The following is a 16,082-nucleotide window of genomic DNA, read 5'->3' as shown; positions in this document are numbered from 1 at the left end:
TCGTAATTATCCTTAAACACAAAATTATATAAGGAAGAAACAAGAGAAAGAGAGGTATGATTACATGAAAGGTTGGATGGGAAAACTGCGAGCTTTAACATTGTTCAGCTCATTGGCACTTATTCTTTCAGGATGTGGTCAAGAAAATTTAAGTGCTTTAATACCAAAAGGATATGGAGCAGAGAAATCGCTGGATTTAATAATTTTAACGGCGGTTGTGATGCTATTTGTCCTAGTCATTGTAATGCTTTTGTATGTTACAGTTTTAGTCCGCTTCCGTAAAAAGAAAGGACAGAAGGATTTTATTCCTAAACAAGTTGAAGGAAATAAGACGCTTGAAACAATCTGGACAGTTATTCCGATTATTTTATTAATCATTATTGCTGTACCTACTGTAACTGCTACTTTTGACTTAGCTGACGAGTCAGCAGCTAGTGATAGTCTTAATGTTGAGGTTACCGGTAATCAATACTGGTGGCATTTTAATTATGAAGGTAAAGAAATTCAAACCAGTCAGGATTTGTATATCCCGACGAATGAAAAAGTTTATCTCAATATGAAATCGTCTGATGTTATTCATTCATTTTGGGCACCAGCTATTTCAGGTAAAATGGACGTAAACCCTGAGAATGAAAATACGATGTTTATTGAAGCGTATGAAGAAGGTATTTACTACGGTAAATGTGCTGAATTATGCGGACCATCACACGCACTGATGGATTTTAAAATTATTGCAGTTAGTCCTGAGGAATTTGATAAATGGGTAGAAGACATTAAAAATGTTGACCCTAAAGCTGTTGCTGAAGGCGAAAGCGTCCAGCAAGGTCAAGAATTGTTCCAGGAAAGCAACTGTATGGGATGTCATGCTATTGGTGCATCACCAGTACAGGTGGGACCTAACTTAACTAATTTTGGTGACCGTACTAAGATTGCTGGTGTTTTAGATCACAATAAAGAAAATCTTATCAGTTGGATTATGGATCCTGAAAAGATTAAACCTGGTAACAACATGACAGGTAAGTATCCTGATTTATCAAAGGAAGAAGCAGGCAAAATAGCTGATTATTTATTACAGTTAAAACCGTCGAGCATAACTCCGGAAGATGCAGGAAAGAAGTAAGAAACAATAAAATTTTGCAACTTGTTTAAGGGAGGTAAAAGTAGTGAGTCATGCAGCTACTCATAAAAAAAGTTTCGCTGCTGTACTTTGGGATTATTTAACAACAGTTGACCATAAAAAGATTGCACATTTATATTTGTTCAGCGGTGGTTTTTTCTTCCTAGTCGGCGGATTAGAAGCTATGTTAATTCGTATTCAATTAGTCAAACCAGACAGTGATTTTTTAAGTAATGGTTTGTATAACGAAATTTTAACGATGCATGGAACTACAATGATATTCTTGGCAGCCATGCCGTTGATTTTTGCTTTAATGAACGCAGCTATACCTTTACAAATTGGTGCGCGAGACGTTGCGTTTCCGTTTATCAATTCTTTAGGTTTTTGGCTATTTCTATTCGGAGGACTAATCTTAAATTGTAGTTGGTTTTTAGGTGGAGCACCAGATGCTGGTTGGACTTCCTATGCACCTCTATCTACTACATCACCGGGTCATGGTGTTGATTTTTATGTCATAGGACTCCAGATAGCGGGGGCGGGGACGTTAATTGGTGGTATCAACTTCTTGGTAACGATCGTTAACATGCGTGCCCCTGGTATGACGTACATGAGAATGCCTCTATTCACCTGGGCATCATTTATTACAAGTATACTTATATTATTTGCATTTCCAGCATTAACTGTTGGACTGTTTCTACTTATGTTTGATCGTATGTTTGATGCAGCATTTTTCGACGTATCACTCGGCGGTAATGCGATTATCTGGGAGCATATTTTCTGGATATTTGGTCACCCTGAAGTTTATATTTTGATCTTACCGTTATTTGGATTATTTAGTGATATGTTCTCAACTTTTTCAAAGAAACGATTATTTGGTTATACAGCGATGGTATTTGCTACTATGTTAATCGCTTTTCTAGGGTTCATGGTTTGGGCACATCACATGTTTACAGTTGGTCTTGGCCCTGTTGCTAACTCCATTTTTGCTATTGCGACAATGGCAATTGCGGTACCTACTGGAATTAAGATATTTAACTGGTTAGCTACTATGTGGGGCGGTCAGATTACAATTAATTCTGCTATGCTGTGGGCGCTAGGATTTATTCCTACATTTACTCTTGGAGGAATGACTGGAGTAATGGTAGCATCTGTTGTTGCAGATTATCAGTATCATGATTCTTATTTCGTAGTTGCTCATTTCCATTATGTAATTGTCGGTGGAACAATTTTTGGTATCTTTGCCGGTCTTCATTACTGGTGGCCAATAATGTTCGGGAAAATATTACACGAAGGTATGGGTAAACTAACTTTCTGGACATTCTTAATCGGATTCCACTTAACATTCTTTATCCAGCATTTCTTAGGTTTAATGGGGATGCCACGTCGGTATTCAACGTATATGCCTAATCAGGGACTGGATTTAGGAAACCTTATCAGTACCATCGGTGCATTCTTTATGGCATTTGGTGTAATTGTGTTCGTTATAAACGTGTTCTATACATTTGCAAAAGGCGAAAAAGCGCCAGCAGATCCATGGGATGGACGTACACTAGAGTGGGCAACTGCTTCGCCACCTGCACATTATAACTTTAAACAAGTTCCACTTGTTCGAGGTTTAGATCCATTGTGGATTGAAAAAACAGAAGGCAAAGGAAAAATGACGCCATCAGAACCACTTGGCGACATCCATATGCCAAATGCATCTATTTTACCATTTATGATGTCACTAGGGTTATTTATTGCAGGATTTGGAGTTATTTATCAAGTTGATAATAATGCATGGTTAGCACTAGTATTCATTGGCATGGGTATTACATTTGGATGTATGCTGATACGTTCACTTAAGGACGATTTAGGGTATCACATTAGCAAAGAAGAACTTGAAAGGGAGGCTGACTGATATGAGTCAAGATCATTCCTTGAATCCAGAAACAATGCCAAACGATCCGGAAAAAGCCACCCTAGAAGGTAAAAACAAATTTCTTGGATTTTGGTTCTTTCTTGGTGGAGAGACTGTATTATTTGCCAGTTTGTTTGGTACGTATTTAGCTTTACGAAACGCAACAGCTGGTGGACCATCATCCAATGAATTATTTGGATTAGAACTTGTGTTCATCATGACACTATTGCTGTTGACCAGTTCATTAACAAGTGTATACGCTATTTATCACATGAAAAATAATGATTTCGGTAAGATGAAGCTTTGGCTAATTATTACGATTGTGCTTGGTCTTTCATTCCTTGGATGTGAGATTTACGAGTTCAATCATTATATCCATGAGTATCACTTTACTTTTACTTCATCAGCATTTGGATCTGCCTTTTATACATTAGTTGGATTCCATGGTGCTCACGTATTATTTGGTTTGTGTTGGATGACAGCATTACTATTACGTAACACTAAACGCGGATTAAACTTATACAATGCGCCAAAGTTTTATGTAGTAAGTCTTTATTGGCACTTTATAGATGTTGTATGGGTATTTATCTTTACTGTAGTTTACCTAATGGGAAAGGTGGTTTAATAAATGAGTGAGCACACCAGTTCCAAAAAAGTGGATACATTTCAAAAGAGAAAAAATAAAGAAGAAATGAAAACTCAACTTATTACGTTTGCGTTAATGATAATTTTTACGCTCGTAGCATTTGGTATTGTTGTAGGAGAATTAATGCCAAAAATGTTTGTTGTGCCTACTATCCTATTGTTAGCCATTGTTCAAGTAGCATTTCAGCTGTATTATTTTATGCACATGAAAAATGCAGGACATGAAATGCCATCTAACATGATGTATGGTGGTTTCTGGGCTGCAATTTTAACGGTTGCAGGTCTCGTTGGACTGACTTGGTGGTAGAAAAGAAAGGCTGGGGCAATCCCAGTCTTTCTTTTTGTTTATAAATTGTCACATTCGAATTATGGTAAAGTTAGCATTTTACGTTATACTAAAAGTACAAGTTGGTAACTATGGAGTGAATTAATATGTGGTTGGAAATACAGATTTTTGGATTTCGTGCGCTATGGAGTCCATATTATATACTTTTTGTTTTAGGTTTAGTGTTAACTTATTATTTAATTACTGGAAGATACCGTCATAAATTTGGGGGCGATAACTTACCTTCGAAAAAGCAGCAATTCATGTTTTATCTTGCAATGCTTTTACTTTATATAGTAAAAGGTTCGCCACTTGATTTATTAACACATATAATGCTCACAGCACATATGATTCAAATGGCAATCTATTACTTAATAATTCCCATCTTGGTAATTAAAGGTTTACCAGCATGGATGTGGAGGAGATTTCTTACTTTTCCTGTTATAAAGCCATTTGTAAATCTTGTAACAAAACCAATTATTTCATTGCTTTTGTTTAATACATTATTTTCCTTGTACCATATTCCAGGTATTTTTGATTTTGCAAAATCGTCACCGATTGTTCATGCAATCGTATCAACACTGATCTTAATATCTGCATTTATTGTCTGGTGGCCAATTGTAACACCACTTAAAGAGTATGATACAATTCCACCTATTTTAAAAATCGCTTACATTTTTGCTAATGGTGTTTTGATCACTCCAGCATGTGTCCTGATAATATTTGCTGATACACCACTTTTTGCAACGTATAGTGAAAGTGGTGCATGGATTCAAGCGTTAAGTCTTTGTGTTCCTGTCGAAGTGCTACAAGGAATATCAGGAACGTTAACAGGACCGGAAATGTTTTCCCCTATGACAACATTGGAAGATCAGCAGCTTGGTGGAATTATCATGAAACTAATGCAGGAAATAACTTATGGTTTTATATTAGGTAAAGTATTCTTCTCTTGGTTTAATAGAGAAAGCTTAAGGGTTGACCCAGTACCTAATGCTACTTCAAGCAATTAATAAAAATCCTTCACACTGGTACTCACAGGTGTGAAGGATTTTTTAATTAGCTGAAATTGTAAGGAATGATAAAGTTAGTTACTTTTGGGCATGCCGTTGTAAATGAAGTGGTGAAATCTATAATTTGTGATAGGTATGCAATAAAGAGAGCACTAAAATGCTCCCTTACTAGATGCGGGCTAAAAACTCGAGAAATAGTCAATAGGCATAACGAGCAAAATACGTGCTCAGAAGTTTATTGACTATTTTTTCGTCGCTAAGTAAGTCTGCTCCGCAGTTTTTTTATATTTTTATATTCCATTTTATAATTCCGGCTTCTTTTGCAGAATTAAATGCTATTACTAATAGGGGTCCAAGTATAAAACCCAGTATGCCAAATAGTTGAAGACCCAGAAACATAGCGATGAGAGTTGCTAGCGGTGATAAACCTATATGGCGTCCCATTACTTTTGGTTCTACCGTTCTTCTGATGGCTAGTAAGATAATAGCTAAAATTGCTAGTTTTACTCCCATTGTAGTGTCGCCAGACAAGAACATGAAAACCGCCCATGGACCTAAAATAATAATTGACCCAATTATAGGTATGAAGTCAATAACCCAAATGATTAATGACATGACTAGCGCAACTTCAGGTGCAATAATAAATAAGCCAATTAAGGATGAGATGAATATCACAATACTTACTAAGAATTGGGCTTTTAGAAACCCTAACGTAACTTTTGCCAAACGCTGGTTCATATAAGTTACTTTATGAGCAGTTTCTGTAGTTAATAAACTATAAAAATTTGCCTTTAATAATGGTAATTCCAGCATGAATAAAAATAGAGCAATTAAATAGACAAGAAAACTAATTAAGTACTGTGGTACTTTCGCAAATATTTGTGCTATGTTATCGATTGTTATTTTTTCTTTTGCAGTGTCACTAAGTGACGTTAAATTAGCTTCAAAGCTTTTTGATATTTGATTTACAAATTCTGGGGGCAAGTTTTTAGAATAATTCTGGAAGTCATTTTCCCACTCTGCATACACATTATTTAATTGATTAAAGTGTTCAGGTACATCTTCTACAAAGCTTACAACTTGTGTTGTTGCTTTTGTGACGATGAATGTGCCTGTAAGACCAATACAAACTAAAAACAACATAAAAACGATGATAACAGCGTTTTTACGTGAGAGCTTCATATGCTTCTGTACGATTCGAATAGCTGGGTTCAACACTAAGGCAGTAAAAAATGCCACCAGAAGTGGAACAGAAATAGGTAAGATGAAATACAGTAAGAAAGCTAAGAGTATTGCTGTTAAAATAAGAGTCCATTGGCGTTTAGTTATAGTTCTGAACAATGTATTTAGATTTCTCCTTTCCTAATAAATAATTAAGTAAGTTCCTTTGTTAAAATATAGCATGTAGGCAATAAAATGAACAGAATTAAAGAAATAATCGTACTAAGCCAATAAAAAAAACAACTGCTCAGTAAAACACTGAGCAGTTGTAAACACTATTTTTTATAATTTTGGAGATCAATTTTAAGCTTTTCTACGATTCCTGTTGCTCTTTCAACTAAGCTTTGTGGGAAGTTTTCACCTTCACCGTATTCTACACCATGTGGATAGTAGTGCTTCCCTAATAGAGGAGGCATTAGTTTAATTAGTGCATTTCCGCGATCTATATCGCCTTCCATTGCATATCCTGGTATACGAATGTAATATGTAATATTTTTTTCTTTTGAAGCAATTTTATAGTCATACGTGACACGATCGTAATCCCATTGCCCAGCTCGAATAAAAGCATGCTCTCCCATAAAATGATCAAGTGGTTTTAAATCTAAGATAGAGTCTTCAATACCTTCTACTTCTAATTTCATTTTTTACACCTCACATAATTATCCTTACTACCACTATAATAGTATTAAATGGACGAAGTTGCAATTGAAAAGCGAATAATCTTTTTGAGAAAAGGTTAAAGTGGTAGGTATATAACTAATAATAATACTTGCAGAAAATCTCTGGTATTAGGAAAACTATTAAATAAAGGAATTTCCTGCATGGTTTCAAAAGATTGTACATATATTTAGTGTATGTCATAATCCAAAGTAAATACGAATAAGGAGAAACATATATGCGATTACTCCGGTCTATAATTATACTATCGTTGTTAGCGATTGGTGGATATTTCCTGTTGGATAGTAATAATGTAACACCTCGGGAAGCAGTAAATGATTTTAGTGAAAAACTAAAAGAAAAGACCAGCTTACTTAAATCAAAGGAAGTACCAGAGCGAGAAGTTGAACCGACTATCAGCCTTAATGGTGAAATTTTTCAATGGATTGGGAAAAGCAAGGATGAATTGACCAATAAGCTAGGTGAGCCTCTGCGAAAAGATTTAAGCGCTTATGGTTATGAGTGGTGGGTGTATACTGACCAGACGAATCAATATATTCAATTTGGTATACTCGATCAAAAGATAACAACAATTTATGCTACTGGTAAAGATTTATCTATTGAACCTTTTCACGTTGGACAAGCGTATCAAGAGGTTCAAAAAAAATTCGCGTTTTCAAACAAAATTACCGTACAGCGGGGGCTTTCTTCTTATACATTTAAATTAACTGAAGAAGAAAAGAAAATGCGTCCGTTGGTGAAAATAGATGACGATGTTTTTCTTCAATTTTATTTTGACACATTTACATCTGAGCTATCAGCAGTTAGAGTACTTAGCGGTGATGTATTATTAAAACAGCGACCTTATGCAATTGAATACCGAGGAGAATTGCCAGAGAGTAACAATCTATCAGACAAAGAATGGAATAAAATTGAAAGTGGAATGGAACAGCAAATTTTTTCTATATCCAATGTTATTCGTAATCAGCATGGGAAGTCTAAGTTAGAATGGATTGATTCTGTCAGTGAAGTCGCATTTAAGCATAGTAAAGACATGGCTGTAAATAATTACTTTTCTCATTATGGTTTAAATGGGGATGGTTTAAAAGAACGTTTAGCCACACAGGACGTATTTTATTTAGCTGCAGGAGAAAATATTGCAGCACAATATACGGATGCTCCAGCTGCAATGCAAGGTTGGTTAAATAGTGAAGGGCATAGAAAAGCATTACTAGAAAATAGCTACACACACATTGGTGTAGGTGTTTACCATTTTTATTACACACAAAATTTTATAAAAAAACCCTAATTTAAAAAACCTGAAGGAGCTTTAAGTCTTTCAGGTTTTTTTTATAAGAATCTTCACAAACATCATAAGTGGGCATAAATTAATTGTAGTAGCTATTTGAATTTGAGGTGATCAAATGCGTCAAAAAGAAATTGATTCATCAGTTCTGGAATTTCGGGAGTTTATAGCTGAACACCCAAAACTTATTAAAGCAGTAAGACAGGGGAATGATTCCTGGCAACCATATTACGAGAAGTGGGTTTTACTTGGGGAAGATGATCCGTGCTGGGATAAGTATAAAAGTGGGGATGATAATAAAAGCAAGGAATCGAACGTAATAGATAAGATTCGCAAGTGGACTGCGGATACAGATATGGAACAACTACAAGACAAGGTAGAACAATGGGAACAGACGATTTCAATCATTCAAGGTATGCTTAATCATTTACAGGATAATAAACAGGAAAAAGGTTTTAATCATAAATATTACGATAATAAATACAGGGATTGATGTGTAAAATGGATGCAAATTGTTATAATTACCTGAAATCAAAACCATCCTTGTTAAGGTTTGTCAGACTTAATCCAGTTTGGTACAGATATTTATCAAGAGACCCAAGCAGAGTAATGGAAATTGAAAAAGAAGCAAAGAAGTTTTATGGAAAAACATTACCGCAAAAATTTGAACGAGCAAGCAGTCAAATTTCCATGATGAAAATGCTATACCATCTCGCAACAATGAGTGATTAATTATTTAACCATTTTCATAATTGATGGAAAATGATAAGATAACTGTGGGGGGTGATAATGGTGATAGGAACTATGGAAATTGTTGATATTCTTGATCGTTCTGAAGGTTTAGGTAAAATGATTCTTCAATCAGACGTTATGGAAGCATACAACACTTCCCAAACAGATTTATTAGATGACAAGAATTCCCAAAAGCTTATTAAAGATTTTGCAGATATAAAAGAACATTATGAAGACGTCCAGCGATTTGGACGCTATCATCCAGATTACAGTGTAATTATGAAAAAAGTTCGGTCAATTAAACGTGAGATGGATATGGATGATAAAGTAGCAGCATTTAAAATAGCAGAACGAAATCTTCAAAAATTACTTGATGAAATTAGTACTGACGTTGCTATGAGTGTAGGAGATATGATAAAAGCACCTAAAGATGGTGCTGCACTATCAGATGGTGGTTGTGGTTGTGGATCCGGCAGCAGCGGATGCGGATGTAAAGCGTCTTAACTATTGTAGGGTCAACAATTATTTGGTACACTACTAACAAATGATTAGGTTAGTGAGGCTATATTATGCGAACAGAGAGACAAGGTATTATTGTCTGGTTTCAACATATGAAAAACCTTAAACAGATAAGAAGATATGGACACCTTCTATATTCTTCTAAAAAGTTAAAGTATGCAGTAATTTATGTTAACCAAGACGATTTGGAAGATACGGAGCACAAATTGTTGAAACTGTCTTTTGTAACTAAAGTAGATCGTTCATATAAACCACTTATCCGTACAGATTATGAAAATGCTAAACCAGATAAAGCAAAAGAATACGACTACAAAATGGGTATTTAAAAGAAAAGCGGAGAGGGCTTGTTCAGCGACGAAAAGCATAGTCAAGGGACCTCAAGGGACCGCAGAGCACAAGAACTTTGGTGCTCGGAGTTTCCCATGACTATGCCTCGAGTCGCTAGCCCCAGCAGCTGGACAAAAAGAAAAGCGGAGGCGACAGGGCATTTGCTCTAAACTTTTGCACAAAAAAAACCTGCAGAATTAATCTGCAGGTCTTTTTGTTTTTTTAAAACAAAAAGTAAAGGGAGAGGAGAAATCAGAAGAAGAACTTATGGGGAATGTAAGTCTTCTTCTCACCGTGAAACAACCAAGCAATACGTATGTTGTTTCATTTTTTTAGTATGTACACGAAAAAGATTTCTATACAAATGTTTAGTAGTTTTTTTATAAAAGCTTTTATGGTAGGATTAATGTCGAACTATGTCTAAGTGAGGTGTTTACATGCGTGTGATTGCAGGAAAATTTAAAGGGCGCCATATTAAGGCTGTCCCTGGGAATCTAACACGACCAACAACGGATAAAGTAAAAGAAGCTACATTTCAGATTATGGGTCCATTTTTCGATAAAGGTTCTTGTTTGGATTTATATGCTGGTAGTGGTTCATTGGGAATAGAAGCGTTAAGCAGAGGTATGGAATATGCCATTTTTGTGGATAAACAAACAAAAGCAATTCATACTATTCATGAGAATATAATGGAACTTAAATTAGAGAGTGAAACAGAAGTCTATCGAACAGATGCATTTAGAGCGTTACAGGCAGCTGCTAAGAGAGAGTTGCAGTTTGATTTAATATTGTTGGACCCCCCTTATAAAAAAGCGAGCTATGGCGATCTATTAGACGAAATTGCAAAGTTAGGTCTTGCGAAGCAGAATGGCTATATTTATTGTGAACATGATCAGAGGGAGACTTTGCCCGAAAATCATTCAAAGTTTAAATTAATTAAGCAGGCTTCTTATGGAGGGACAATTGGAATTAGCTTATATCAGAAGTTATAGAAGGGAAGAATTCTAATGAGTAGATTAGCAATTTGTCCGGGAAGCTTTGATCCGGTTACATATGGCCATCTGGATATCATACAAAGAGGTGCACGTATATTTGACGAAGTTGTGGTTGCAGTGTTTAACAATCAAGGAAAACATCCTTTGTTCTCAGTTGAAGAACGTGTGTATTTATTAAAAGAATCCACGAAAGACATCCCAAACGTTTCTGTAGATGCGTGTGATGGTCTTTTAATTGATTATGCAAAAAATAAGAATGCAAATGCTATACTTCGCGGACTACGTGCAGTAAGTGACTTTGAATACGAAATGCAAATTACTTCTATGAACCGAAAACTTGATGAAAATATTGAAACTTTTTTTATGATGACAAATAATCAGTATTCCTTTTTAAGTTCAAGCATCGTAAAAGAAGTTGCGAAATATAAGGCAAACGTTACAGATTTAGTTCCCGAGATTGTTGCGACAGAATTACAAAAAAAATATAAAGGTTAACAAAAAGGAAGGTGTGTGTATATAAAATGTACACGCACCTTCCTTTTTATTTAACCACGTGTCTTTTTAAAAGTATGATGGACGCCAAAGTGAATGATAGGATGGTGAGAAGCGGACCGTAGTTTTGTAAGTATTCCAGGGTATGAACCCAAAGGTTATCTGCTATTGTTCCCATTACAGGAAGTTGATCCATATGAATCGTCTTCTTATCAAGGTATAAAGGTTTGTACAAAATTAAAGCGAGAATACTTGCAAACACACCATGTAGGATTCTTGCGAAAAAATAAGGGTAGAAACGTATATCAGATTTTGCAAGAATACTGGCAACCTGAGCTTGAATTGAAAATCCATTAAAACCTAGGATGAAACTTACTGCGATTACTTTTGCGATTAATGGATCTGCATTAACTTTTGTTATCAAATCGGAACCTATAGTAATTTCAAAAAAACCTGAAAGGATAGGCAGTGCCAATTCCACAGGAAAAGAGATTAAGTGGAGGAACCACCCAACTGCACCTGCCAGAAAAGGCGAAACGCCAATAATAAATAAAAGTTTTATAAAAACTGAAAAAATAACAATAAATCCACCAACCATCACTAATGTTTTAATTGAATTTATTACGGCGTCCCCAAAAACTTCGCCAAATGGCCTGAGGTCTGAAATTCTGCTTGAATGCATTTCCTTAAAAGCGCGGATTAATGAAACCTTCTGCTTCTCGTTTCGCTGCAACTCTTCTTCTTTGCCATAAAATCGCATGCATATTCCAACGAAGGCGTTACCCAAATAATGCGCTATTGCTAATAGGAGTCCAAGTTTTGTATCATAAAAAAATCCAACTGCCACCACGCCAAAGATAAATAATGGACTGGAGGCATTTGAAAAAGAGACTAACCGTTCTCCTTCTATTCTGGTTATCTGTTTTTCCTCTCGAAGACGTACGGTAATCTTTGCTCCAGTCGGATATCCACTTGCCATACCCATCGCCCAGGCGAAGCTGCCTACACCTGGAACATTAAACAGCGGACGCATGATTGGTTCAAAGAGTACACCTATAAATTTAACCACACCGAATGCTATTAATAATTCAGCAGTTATAAAAAAAGGAAGAAGGGATGGAAATACTTTCTCCAGCCAAATATTGAGGCCACGCAAACTCGCTTCAAACGCTTGGTCTGGATATGCAATTAATGCTATTGTCATAAATAGTGTTGTCCCGGCTAATAGTATACTAGAAAAGATTTGTTTCAAATTAAAGCCCCCTAGTGTATGAGCTCATCCTGTACATATTTTTTTGATAGTAGTAGAATGATTTTATCCTACAAGCGTGTACGGACTGAACGGTGTTGACATCTGAATTTGATAAGTTAATAATAAAAAATGGATACAAGCTATTATCACTATACGCATTCTATACATATATTTATGCTTAATTTTATTTAATTGAATGCTCAGATTGAAAGATACAAAAGGAGTTTTTTTATGAAATTTACAAAACGTCATTTTTTTTACTTAATTATTGTGCTGGTAATTGCTTATTTCCTCACGGCCTACAAATTGCCATATTATATTTATAAACCTGGTGATGCAGGAGCGTTAAATCCGATTGTAGAAGTGGAAGGTGGATATCAGAGCGCAGGCGATATGCATTTGGTAACGGTGCGTGGCGGCCAGGCTACTCCAATTCAATATGCAATGGCGAAAATGTTACCGCACCAAGAGATCTATCCAATTGATGAAATAAGACCAAAAGGTGTAACAGAGGAAGAGTATTTTAATGTGCAGCTTCAAATGATGGAGAGTTCCCAGGAAGCAGCCATTGTTGTAGCATATAAAGCAGCTGAGGAAGGGATTGACATCCAATATAATGGTGTCTACGTTGTTACCGTTATTGAAGGAATGCCAGCGGACGGAATAATGAAAATGGGTGATCGAATTGTGGGTATCGATGGAAAGCCTGTTAAACAAGCTGAGGACCTAATTAAGTATGTTGAAGGTAAGAAAGCTGGAGACATGATTGAATTAGAAGTAGTTCGAAAAGATAAACATATGACGAAGGAAATTGAATTAGAAGCATTTGAAGAATTAGATGATAAAGTTGGTATTGGCATTCAACTCGTTACTGATCGAAGTGTGGAAGTTGAACCAAATGTGAAATTCTCAAGCGGAAATATAGGCGGTCCAAGTGCAGGATTGATGTTTTCACTGGAGATATATGACCAATTGACCAAGAAGGATTTGACTAGCGGTTACCAAATTGCTGGTACTGGTGAAATTGATTACGAGGGTAACGTTCAACGAATTGGCGGTATAGATAAAAAGGTGATCGCAGCAGATGACGAGGGCTGCAAAATATTTTTTGCTCCTAACGAAAACGGTGCTGCAGAATCAAATTATGAAATAGCTAAGGAAACCGCCGAAGAAATTGGTACTGATATGAAAATAGTTCCAGTAGACACTTTTGAAGATGCTTTAACCTATTTACAGGAGCTACAGCCAAAATAGTAAAAAGATAAAACTAGTAAGAAAGGGATTTTTCCTTTTTACTAGTTTTTATTTGTAGTTATGAAAGCATAAATAAATACGTTTTAATGCATAATTGGAGGAAGTATTTCCTGTTTATTAAATTCTCGCCTTATAGAAGGTTGCAGTATGCTGTAATAAGCACTACTAGCTTGTTCTTCACTAATTAACAATGGATTATTGAACGACGAAAGCTGAGAGAGAAGCGGTATATTCATAGATTTTTTTTGCTTATTTAAGTATGTTCTACCTTGTTCAGTCATCCCTAAAAGTCTAACGTAAGGAACTGATTTATTTTGTTTAATTACATCTACATCTTCTTTTTTTGTATTTGTTAAAATATGAACAAATGTACGTTGGATTCTAGTCCATGTGTATCTCTTTGTCTTAATTAATTCAATCCACTCGTACAAGGATTGAGCCTTCTTTGCTGTCTTTTTAATCCGATACTCTAAACCTTCGTCTACACCATGTATTGCAGCAAGTTCCGTGTGACTCATGGTCATTACACGATAGTGCAATAGTGAGAAATAGTGCTCCCAGCTGTGCCACAGTGATGTTTTATTACGATAACTAATTAGCTGTTCTTTTGTATGGGTGGGGAGAGCTTGTTCGCTTTGTTCGGTTAAATGTCCGTCCTGGAAAAGTTGTTTACGGATACTGGTTGCACTAGCAATACTACTTGAAATGGTTTGATCATGGTATCCACTTTTAGTTCGTTTTATCGTAAAAGGCTTAATTGGTAATTGATGAGCAAGGATTTCCCGTACATAGCTGAAGCCCAGTATATTATTTGGCTGGGAGAGATCCATTTCAGCTGTGGCCAAGCCTATGGAAGCATATGCGTACTTACTTGCATCAGGGAAGGACAAACCTTTATCTAAATTAATGCGTAATTCTTCCTGAAAAATAGTTTCTTTCTCTTTAAACTTTTGATAACTTGATATAAAATTAGAGGTAGTACCTGATTCACTGCCAAAACAAATAGAGGAGACACCAATTTCATTTAATGTATGCACAGAACCTTTTGCAAATAATTCACTGGATTGGACGGCGTATGTAAAGGGTAATTCTAGTACAATATCTATACCGTTTGCTAACGCGGCTTTTGTTCGGTGAAATTTATCAATGATTGCAGGTTCACCACGCTGAAGAAAATTGCCACTCATTACGGCGATCATACAAGAAGCGTTAGATTCTTTTTTCGCTTGTTTTAAATGATGAAGGTGTCCATTGTGAAATGGATTATATTCTACAATTAAACCACATGCTTCCATTATTCTCCTCCTAGTTAATTATTAGATATTATTGTAACAAATTGGGATGAATTTGGCACTATCTTATGCTAGTGTGAGTATTAAGTTAGGTAGTGGGAACATTAAATTAAGACGTTTTATTAAACTGTAAAGAAAATATGTTGACAAAAGAGTAATTTCCTTTTAAAATTACTCTTGTTGCCCAGAGGTGATAAACATGCAAATAGCAATTGGAAAAATGAAAAGAAGTTCGTATAATGAACCTTATTATTTCGAGGATAATGTTGATGTTTCAGAACTAGAAACATTGAATAATGATATACGTGAAATAAACCTTGTGTATGTAAAGGGTTATTGCTATATACAAGGAGATAAAATTATTTCCTCTTTTTCGATTAAAGGTGAAATGATTTTACCATGCGCAAGAACGCTTGTGGATGTTCCGTATCCTTTTAATATTCATGCTGAGGAAGTATTTACATTATCTGCTTACTCCGGTAAGGAAGAAGAAGAGAATGAAATTCATCCAATTAGTGGAGAAACACTTGACTTAACACCACATATAAAGGAAAATATTTTGTTAGAGGTACCATTTCGAGTGTTTTCCAACGATAAAGAAGCTGAAGAACAAGCTACTTTTAAAGGTAATGGTTGGGAGTTTGTATCCGCTGAAGAAAAACAGCATACAGTAGATCCTCGGTTAAAAAAATTAGAGAACTTATTTAACGACAAAGAAAAATAAGAATAGAATTATTTTCAAGTTTTGCTTTCGTCATTTGAAGGAGGTGTAAGTCATGGCAGTACCAAAAAGAAGAACGTCTAAAAAAGTTAAAAACCAACGTCGTACTCATAAAAAGCTACACGTACCTGGCATGGTAGAATGTTCAAATTGTGGTGAATTAACAAAACCTCACCATGTATGTAAATCTTGTGGACATTACGGTGGAAAAGAAATTAAAGAAGCATAATTAATCAAACAGACTGCAAATTGTAGTCTGTTTTTTTAATAACTGCAGGTATGTTCGACTAAGTACTAATCTTATAAATTAAGTGAAG

At 35.6% G+C, this 16,082-nt stretch carries 19 protein-coding genes; 15 read left to right on the top strand and 4 right to left on the bottom strand.

From position 1 onward, the window contains the following. Window positions 1–64 precede the first annotated feature (64 nt). From coxB to ctaG, 5 genes are all read left to right on the top strand, one after another. On the top strand, window positions 65–1,120 hold the full coding sequence (coxB, locus tag VBD025_RS13105; RefSeq protein WP_430786170.1) for a cytochrome c oxidase subunit II: 1,056 nt from the start codon (window positions 65–67) through the stop codon (window positions 1,118–1,120). A gap of 43 nt (window positions 1,121–1,163) precedes the next feature. Beyond that, a complete protein-coding gene (gene ctaD / locus VBD025_RS13100; RefSeq protein ID WP_430786168.1) occupies window positions 1,164–3,017 on the top strand; it encodes a cytochrome c oxidase subunit I in 1,854 nt (617 codons plus the stop codon). Window position 3,018: 1 nt separating this feature from the next. Continuing rightward, a complete protein-coding gene (locus VBD025_RS13095) occupies window positions 3,019–3,642 on the top strand; it encodes a cytochrome c oxidase subunit 3 (protein WP_430786166.1) in 624 nt (207 codons plus the stop codon). A 3-nt stretch (window positions 3,643–3,645) separates the two neighbouring features. Next, window positions 3,646–3,969, top strand: a complete 324-nt coding sequence (gene ctaF / locus VBD025_RS13090; protein ID WP_430786164.1) for a cytochrome c oxidase subunit IVB — start codon at window positions 3,646–3,648, stop codon at window positions 3,967–3,969. A gap of 125 nt (window positions 3,970–4,094) precedes the next feature. Beyond that, complete coding sequence (gene ctaG / locus VBD025_RS13085) at window positions 4,095–4,997, top strand: cytochrome c oxidase assembly factor CtaG (RefSeq protein WP_430786162.1); 903 nt, start codon at window positions 4,095–4,097, stop codon at window positions 4,995–4,997. A 282-nt stretch (window positions 4,998–5,279) separates the two neighbouring features. On the opposite strand, the gene ytvI is transcribed toward ctaG, so the two are convergent. Together ytvI and VBD025_RS13075 are read right to left on the bottom strand one after the other, a co-directional pair. Next, on the bottom strand, window positions 5,280–6,338 hold the full coding sequence (gene ytvI, locus VBD025_RS13080) for a sporulation integral membrane protein YtvI (RefSeq protein ID WP_430786160.1): 1,059 nt from the start codon (window positions 6,336–6,338) through the stop codon (window positions 5,280–5,282). A gap of 155 nt (window positions 6,339–6,493) precedes the next feature. After that, the gene (locus VBD025_RS13075; RefSeq protein ID WP_430786158.1) at window positions 6,494–6,859 is read right to left on the bottom strand and encodes a YugN family protein; all 366 of its coding nucleotides are present in this window, start codon (window positions 6,857–6,859) and stop codon (window positions 6,494–6,496) included. 254 nt (window positions 6,860–7,113) lie between these two features. Between VBD025_RS13075 and VBD025_RS13070 the strand changes: the two genes are divergently transcribed. The 7 genes from VBD025_RS13070 to coaD all read left to right on the top strand — a co-directional run bounded on the left by VBD025_RS13070 (window position 7,114) and on the right by coaD (window position 11,249). Then, window positions 7,114–8,184, top strand: coding sequence for a CAP domain-containing protein (locus tag VBD025_RS13070; RefSeq protein WP_430786156.1), 1,071 nt, complete (start codon window positions 7,114–7,116; stop codon window positions 8,182–8,184). Between the two features lie 115 nt (window positions 8,185–8,299). Further along, a complete protein-coding gene (gene ylbD, locus VBD025_RS13065) occupies window positions 8,300–8,674 on the top strand; it encodes a spore coat protein YlbD (RefSeq protein ID WP_430786154.1) in 375 nt (124 codons plus the stop codon). A gap of 8 nt (window positions 8,675–8,682) precedes the next feature. Continuing rightward, the gene (locus VBD025_RS13060; protein WP_430786152.1) at window positions 8,683–8,913 is read left to right on the top strand and encodes a YlbE-like family protein; all 231 of its coding nucleotides are present in this window, start codon (window positions 8,683–8,685) and stop codon (window positions 8,911–8,913) included. 60 nt (window positions 8,914–8,973) lie between these two features. Beyond that, complete coding sequence (locus VBD025_RS13055) at window positions 8,974–9,417, top strand: YlbF family regulator (RefSeq protein WP_430791412.1); 444 nt, start codon at window positions 8,974–8,976, stop codon at window positions 9,415–9,417. A gap of 65 nt (window positions 9,418–9,482) precedes the next feature. Next, complete coding sequence (locus VBD025_RS13050; RefSeq protein WP_430786150.1) at window positions 9,483–9,758, top strand: YlbG family protein; 276 nt, start codon at window positions 9,483–9,485, stop codon at window positions 9,756–9,758. Window positions 9,759–10,196: 438 nt separating this feature from the next. Further along, a complete protein-coding gene (gene rsmD, locus VBD025_RS13045) occupies window positions 10,197–10,751 on the top strand; it encodes a 16S rRNA (guanine(966)-N(2))-methyltransferase RsmD (RefSeq protein ID WP_430786148.1) in 555 nt (184 codons plus the stop codon). Between the two features lie 15 nt (window positions 10,752–10,766). Further along, the gene (coaD, locus tag VBD025_RS13040; protein WP_430786146.1) at window positions 10,767–11,249 is read left to right on the top strand and encodes a pantetheine-phosphate adenylyltransferase; all 483 of its coding nucleotides are present in this window, start codon (window positions 10,767–10,769) and stop codon (window positions 11,247–11,249) included. A gap of 46 nt (window positions 11,250–11,295) precedes the next feature. On the opposite strand, the gene ylbJ is transcribed toward coaD, so the two are convergent. After that, complete coding sequence (gene ylbJ, locus VBD025_RS13035) at window positions 11,296–12,498, bottom strand: sporulation integral membrane protein YlbJ (RefSeq protein ID WP_430786144.1); 1,203 nt, start codon at window positions 12,496–12,498, stop codon at window positions 11,296–11,298. A gap of 231 nt (window positions 12,499–12,729) precedes the next feature. On the opposite strand from ylbJ, the gene VBD025_RS13030 reads away from it, so the two are divergent. Further along, window positions 12,730–13,752, top strand: coding sequence for a SepM family pheromone-processing serine protease (locus tag VBD025_RS13030; protein ID WP_430786142.1), 1,023 nt, complete (start codon window positions 12,730–12,732; stop codon window positions 13,750–13,752). Window positions 13,753–13,835: 83 nt separating this feature from the next. Here VBD025_RS13030 and VBD025_RS13025 read toward each other — a convergent pair whose 3' ends face one another. After that, on the bottom strand, window positions 13,836–15,047 hold the full coding sequence (locus VBD025_RS13025; protein ID WP_430786140.1) for a nucleotidyltransferase: 1,212 nt from the start codon (window positions 15,045–15,047) through the stop codon (window positions 13,836–13,838). 196 nt (window positions 15,048–15,243) lie between these two features. Here VBD025_RS13025 and VBD025_RS13020 point away from each other — a divergent pair, with 196 nt between their 5' ends. Continuing rightward, window positions 15,244–15,768 (top strand): YceD family protein, encoded by a 525-nt coding sequence (locus VBD025_RS13020; protein WP_430786138.1) that lies wholly within the window; start codon window positions 15,244–15,246, stop codon window positions 15,766–15,768. A gap of 52 nt (window positions 15,769–15,820) precedes the next feature. After that, on the top strand, window positions 15,821–15,994 hold the full coding sequence (gene rpmF, locus VBD025_RS13015; protein WP_089062856.1) for a 50S ribosomal protein L32: 174 nt from the start codon (window positions 15,821–15,823) through the stop codon (window positions 15,992–15,994). Window positions 15,995–16,082 lie beyond the last annotated feature (88 nt).

Source organism: Virgibacillus flavescens (genome assembly GCF_050574275.1).
In the GTDB taxonomy this organism is placed as follows: domain Bacteria; phylum Bacillota; class Bacilli; order Bacillales; family Amphibacillaceae; genus Virgibacillus_F; species Virgibacillus_F flavescens.
Note: the sequence above shows the minus strand (reverse complement) of the source record. Positions and strands in the feature narration are given on the sequence as shown.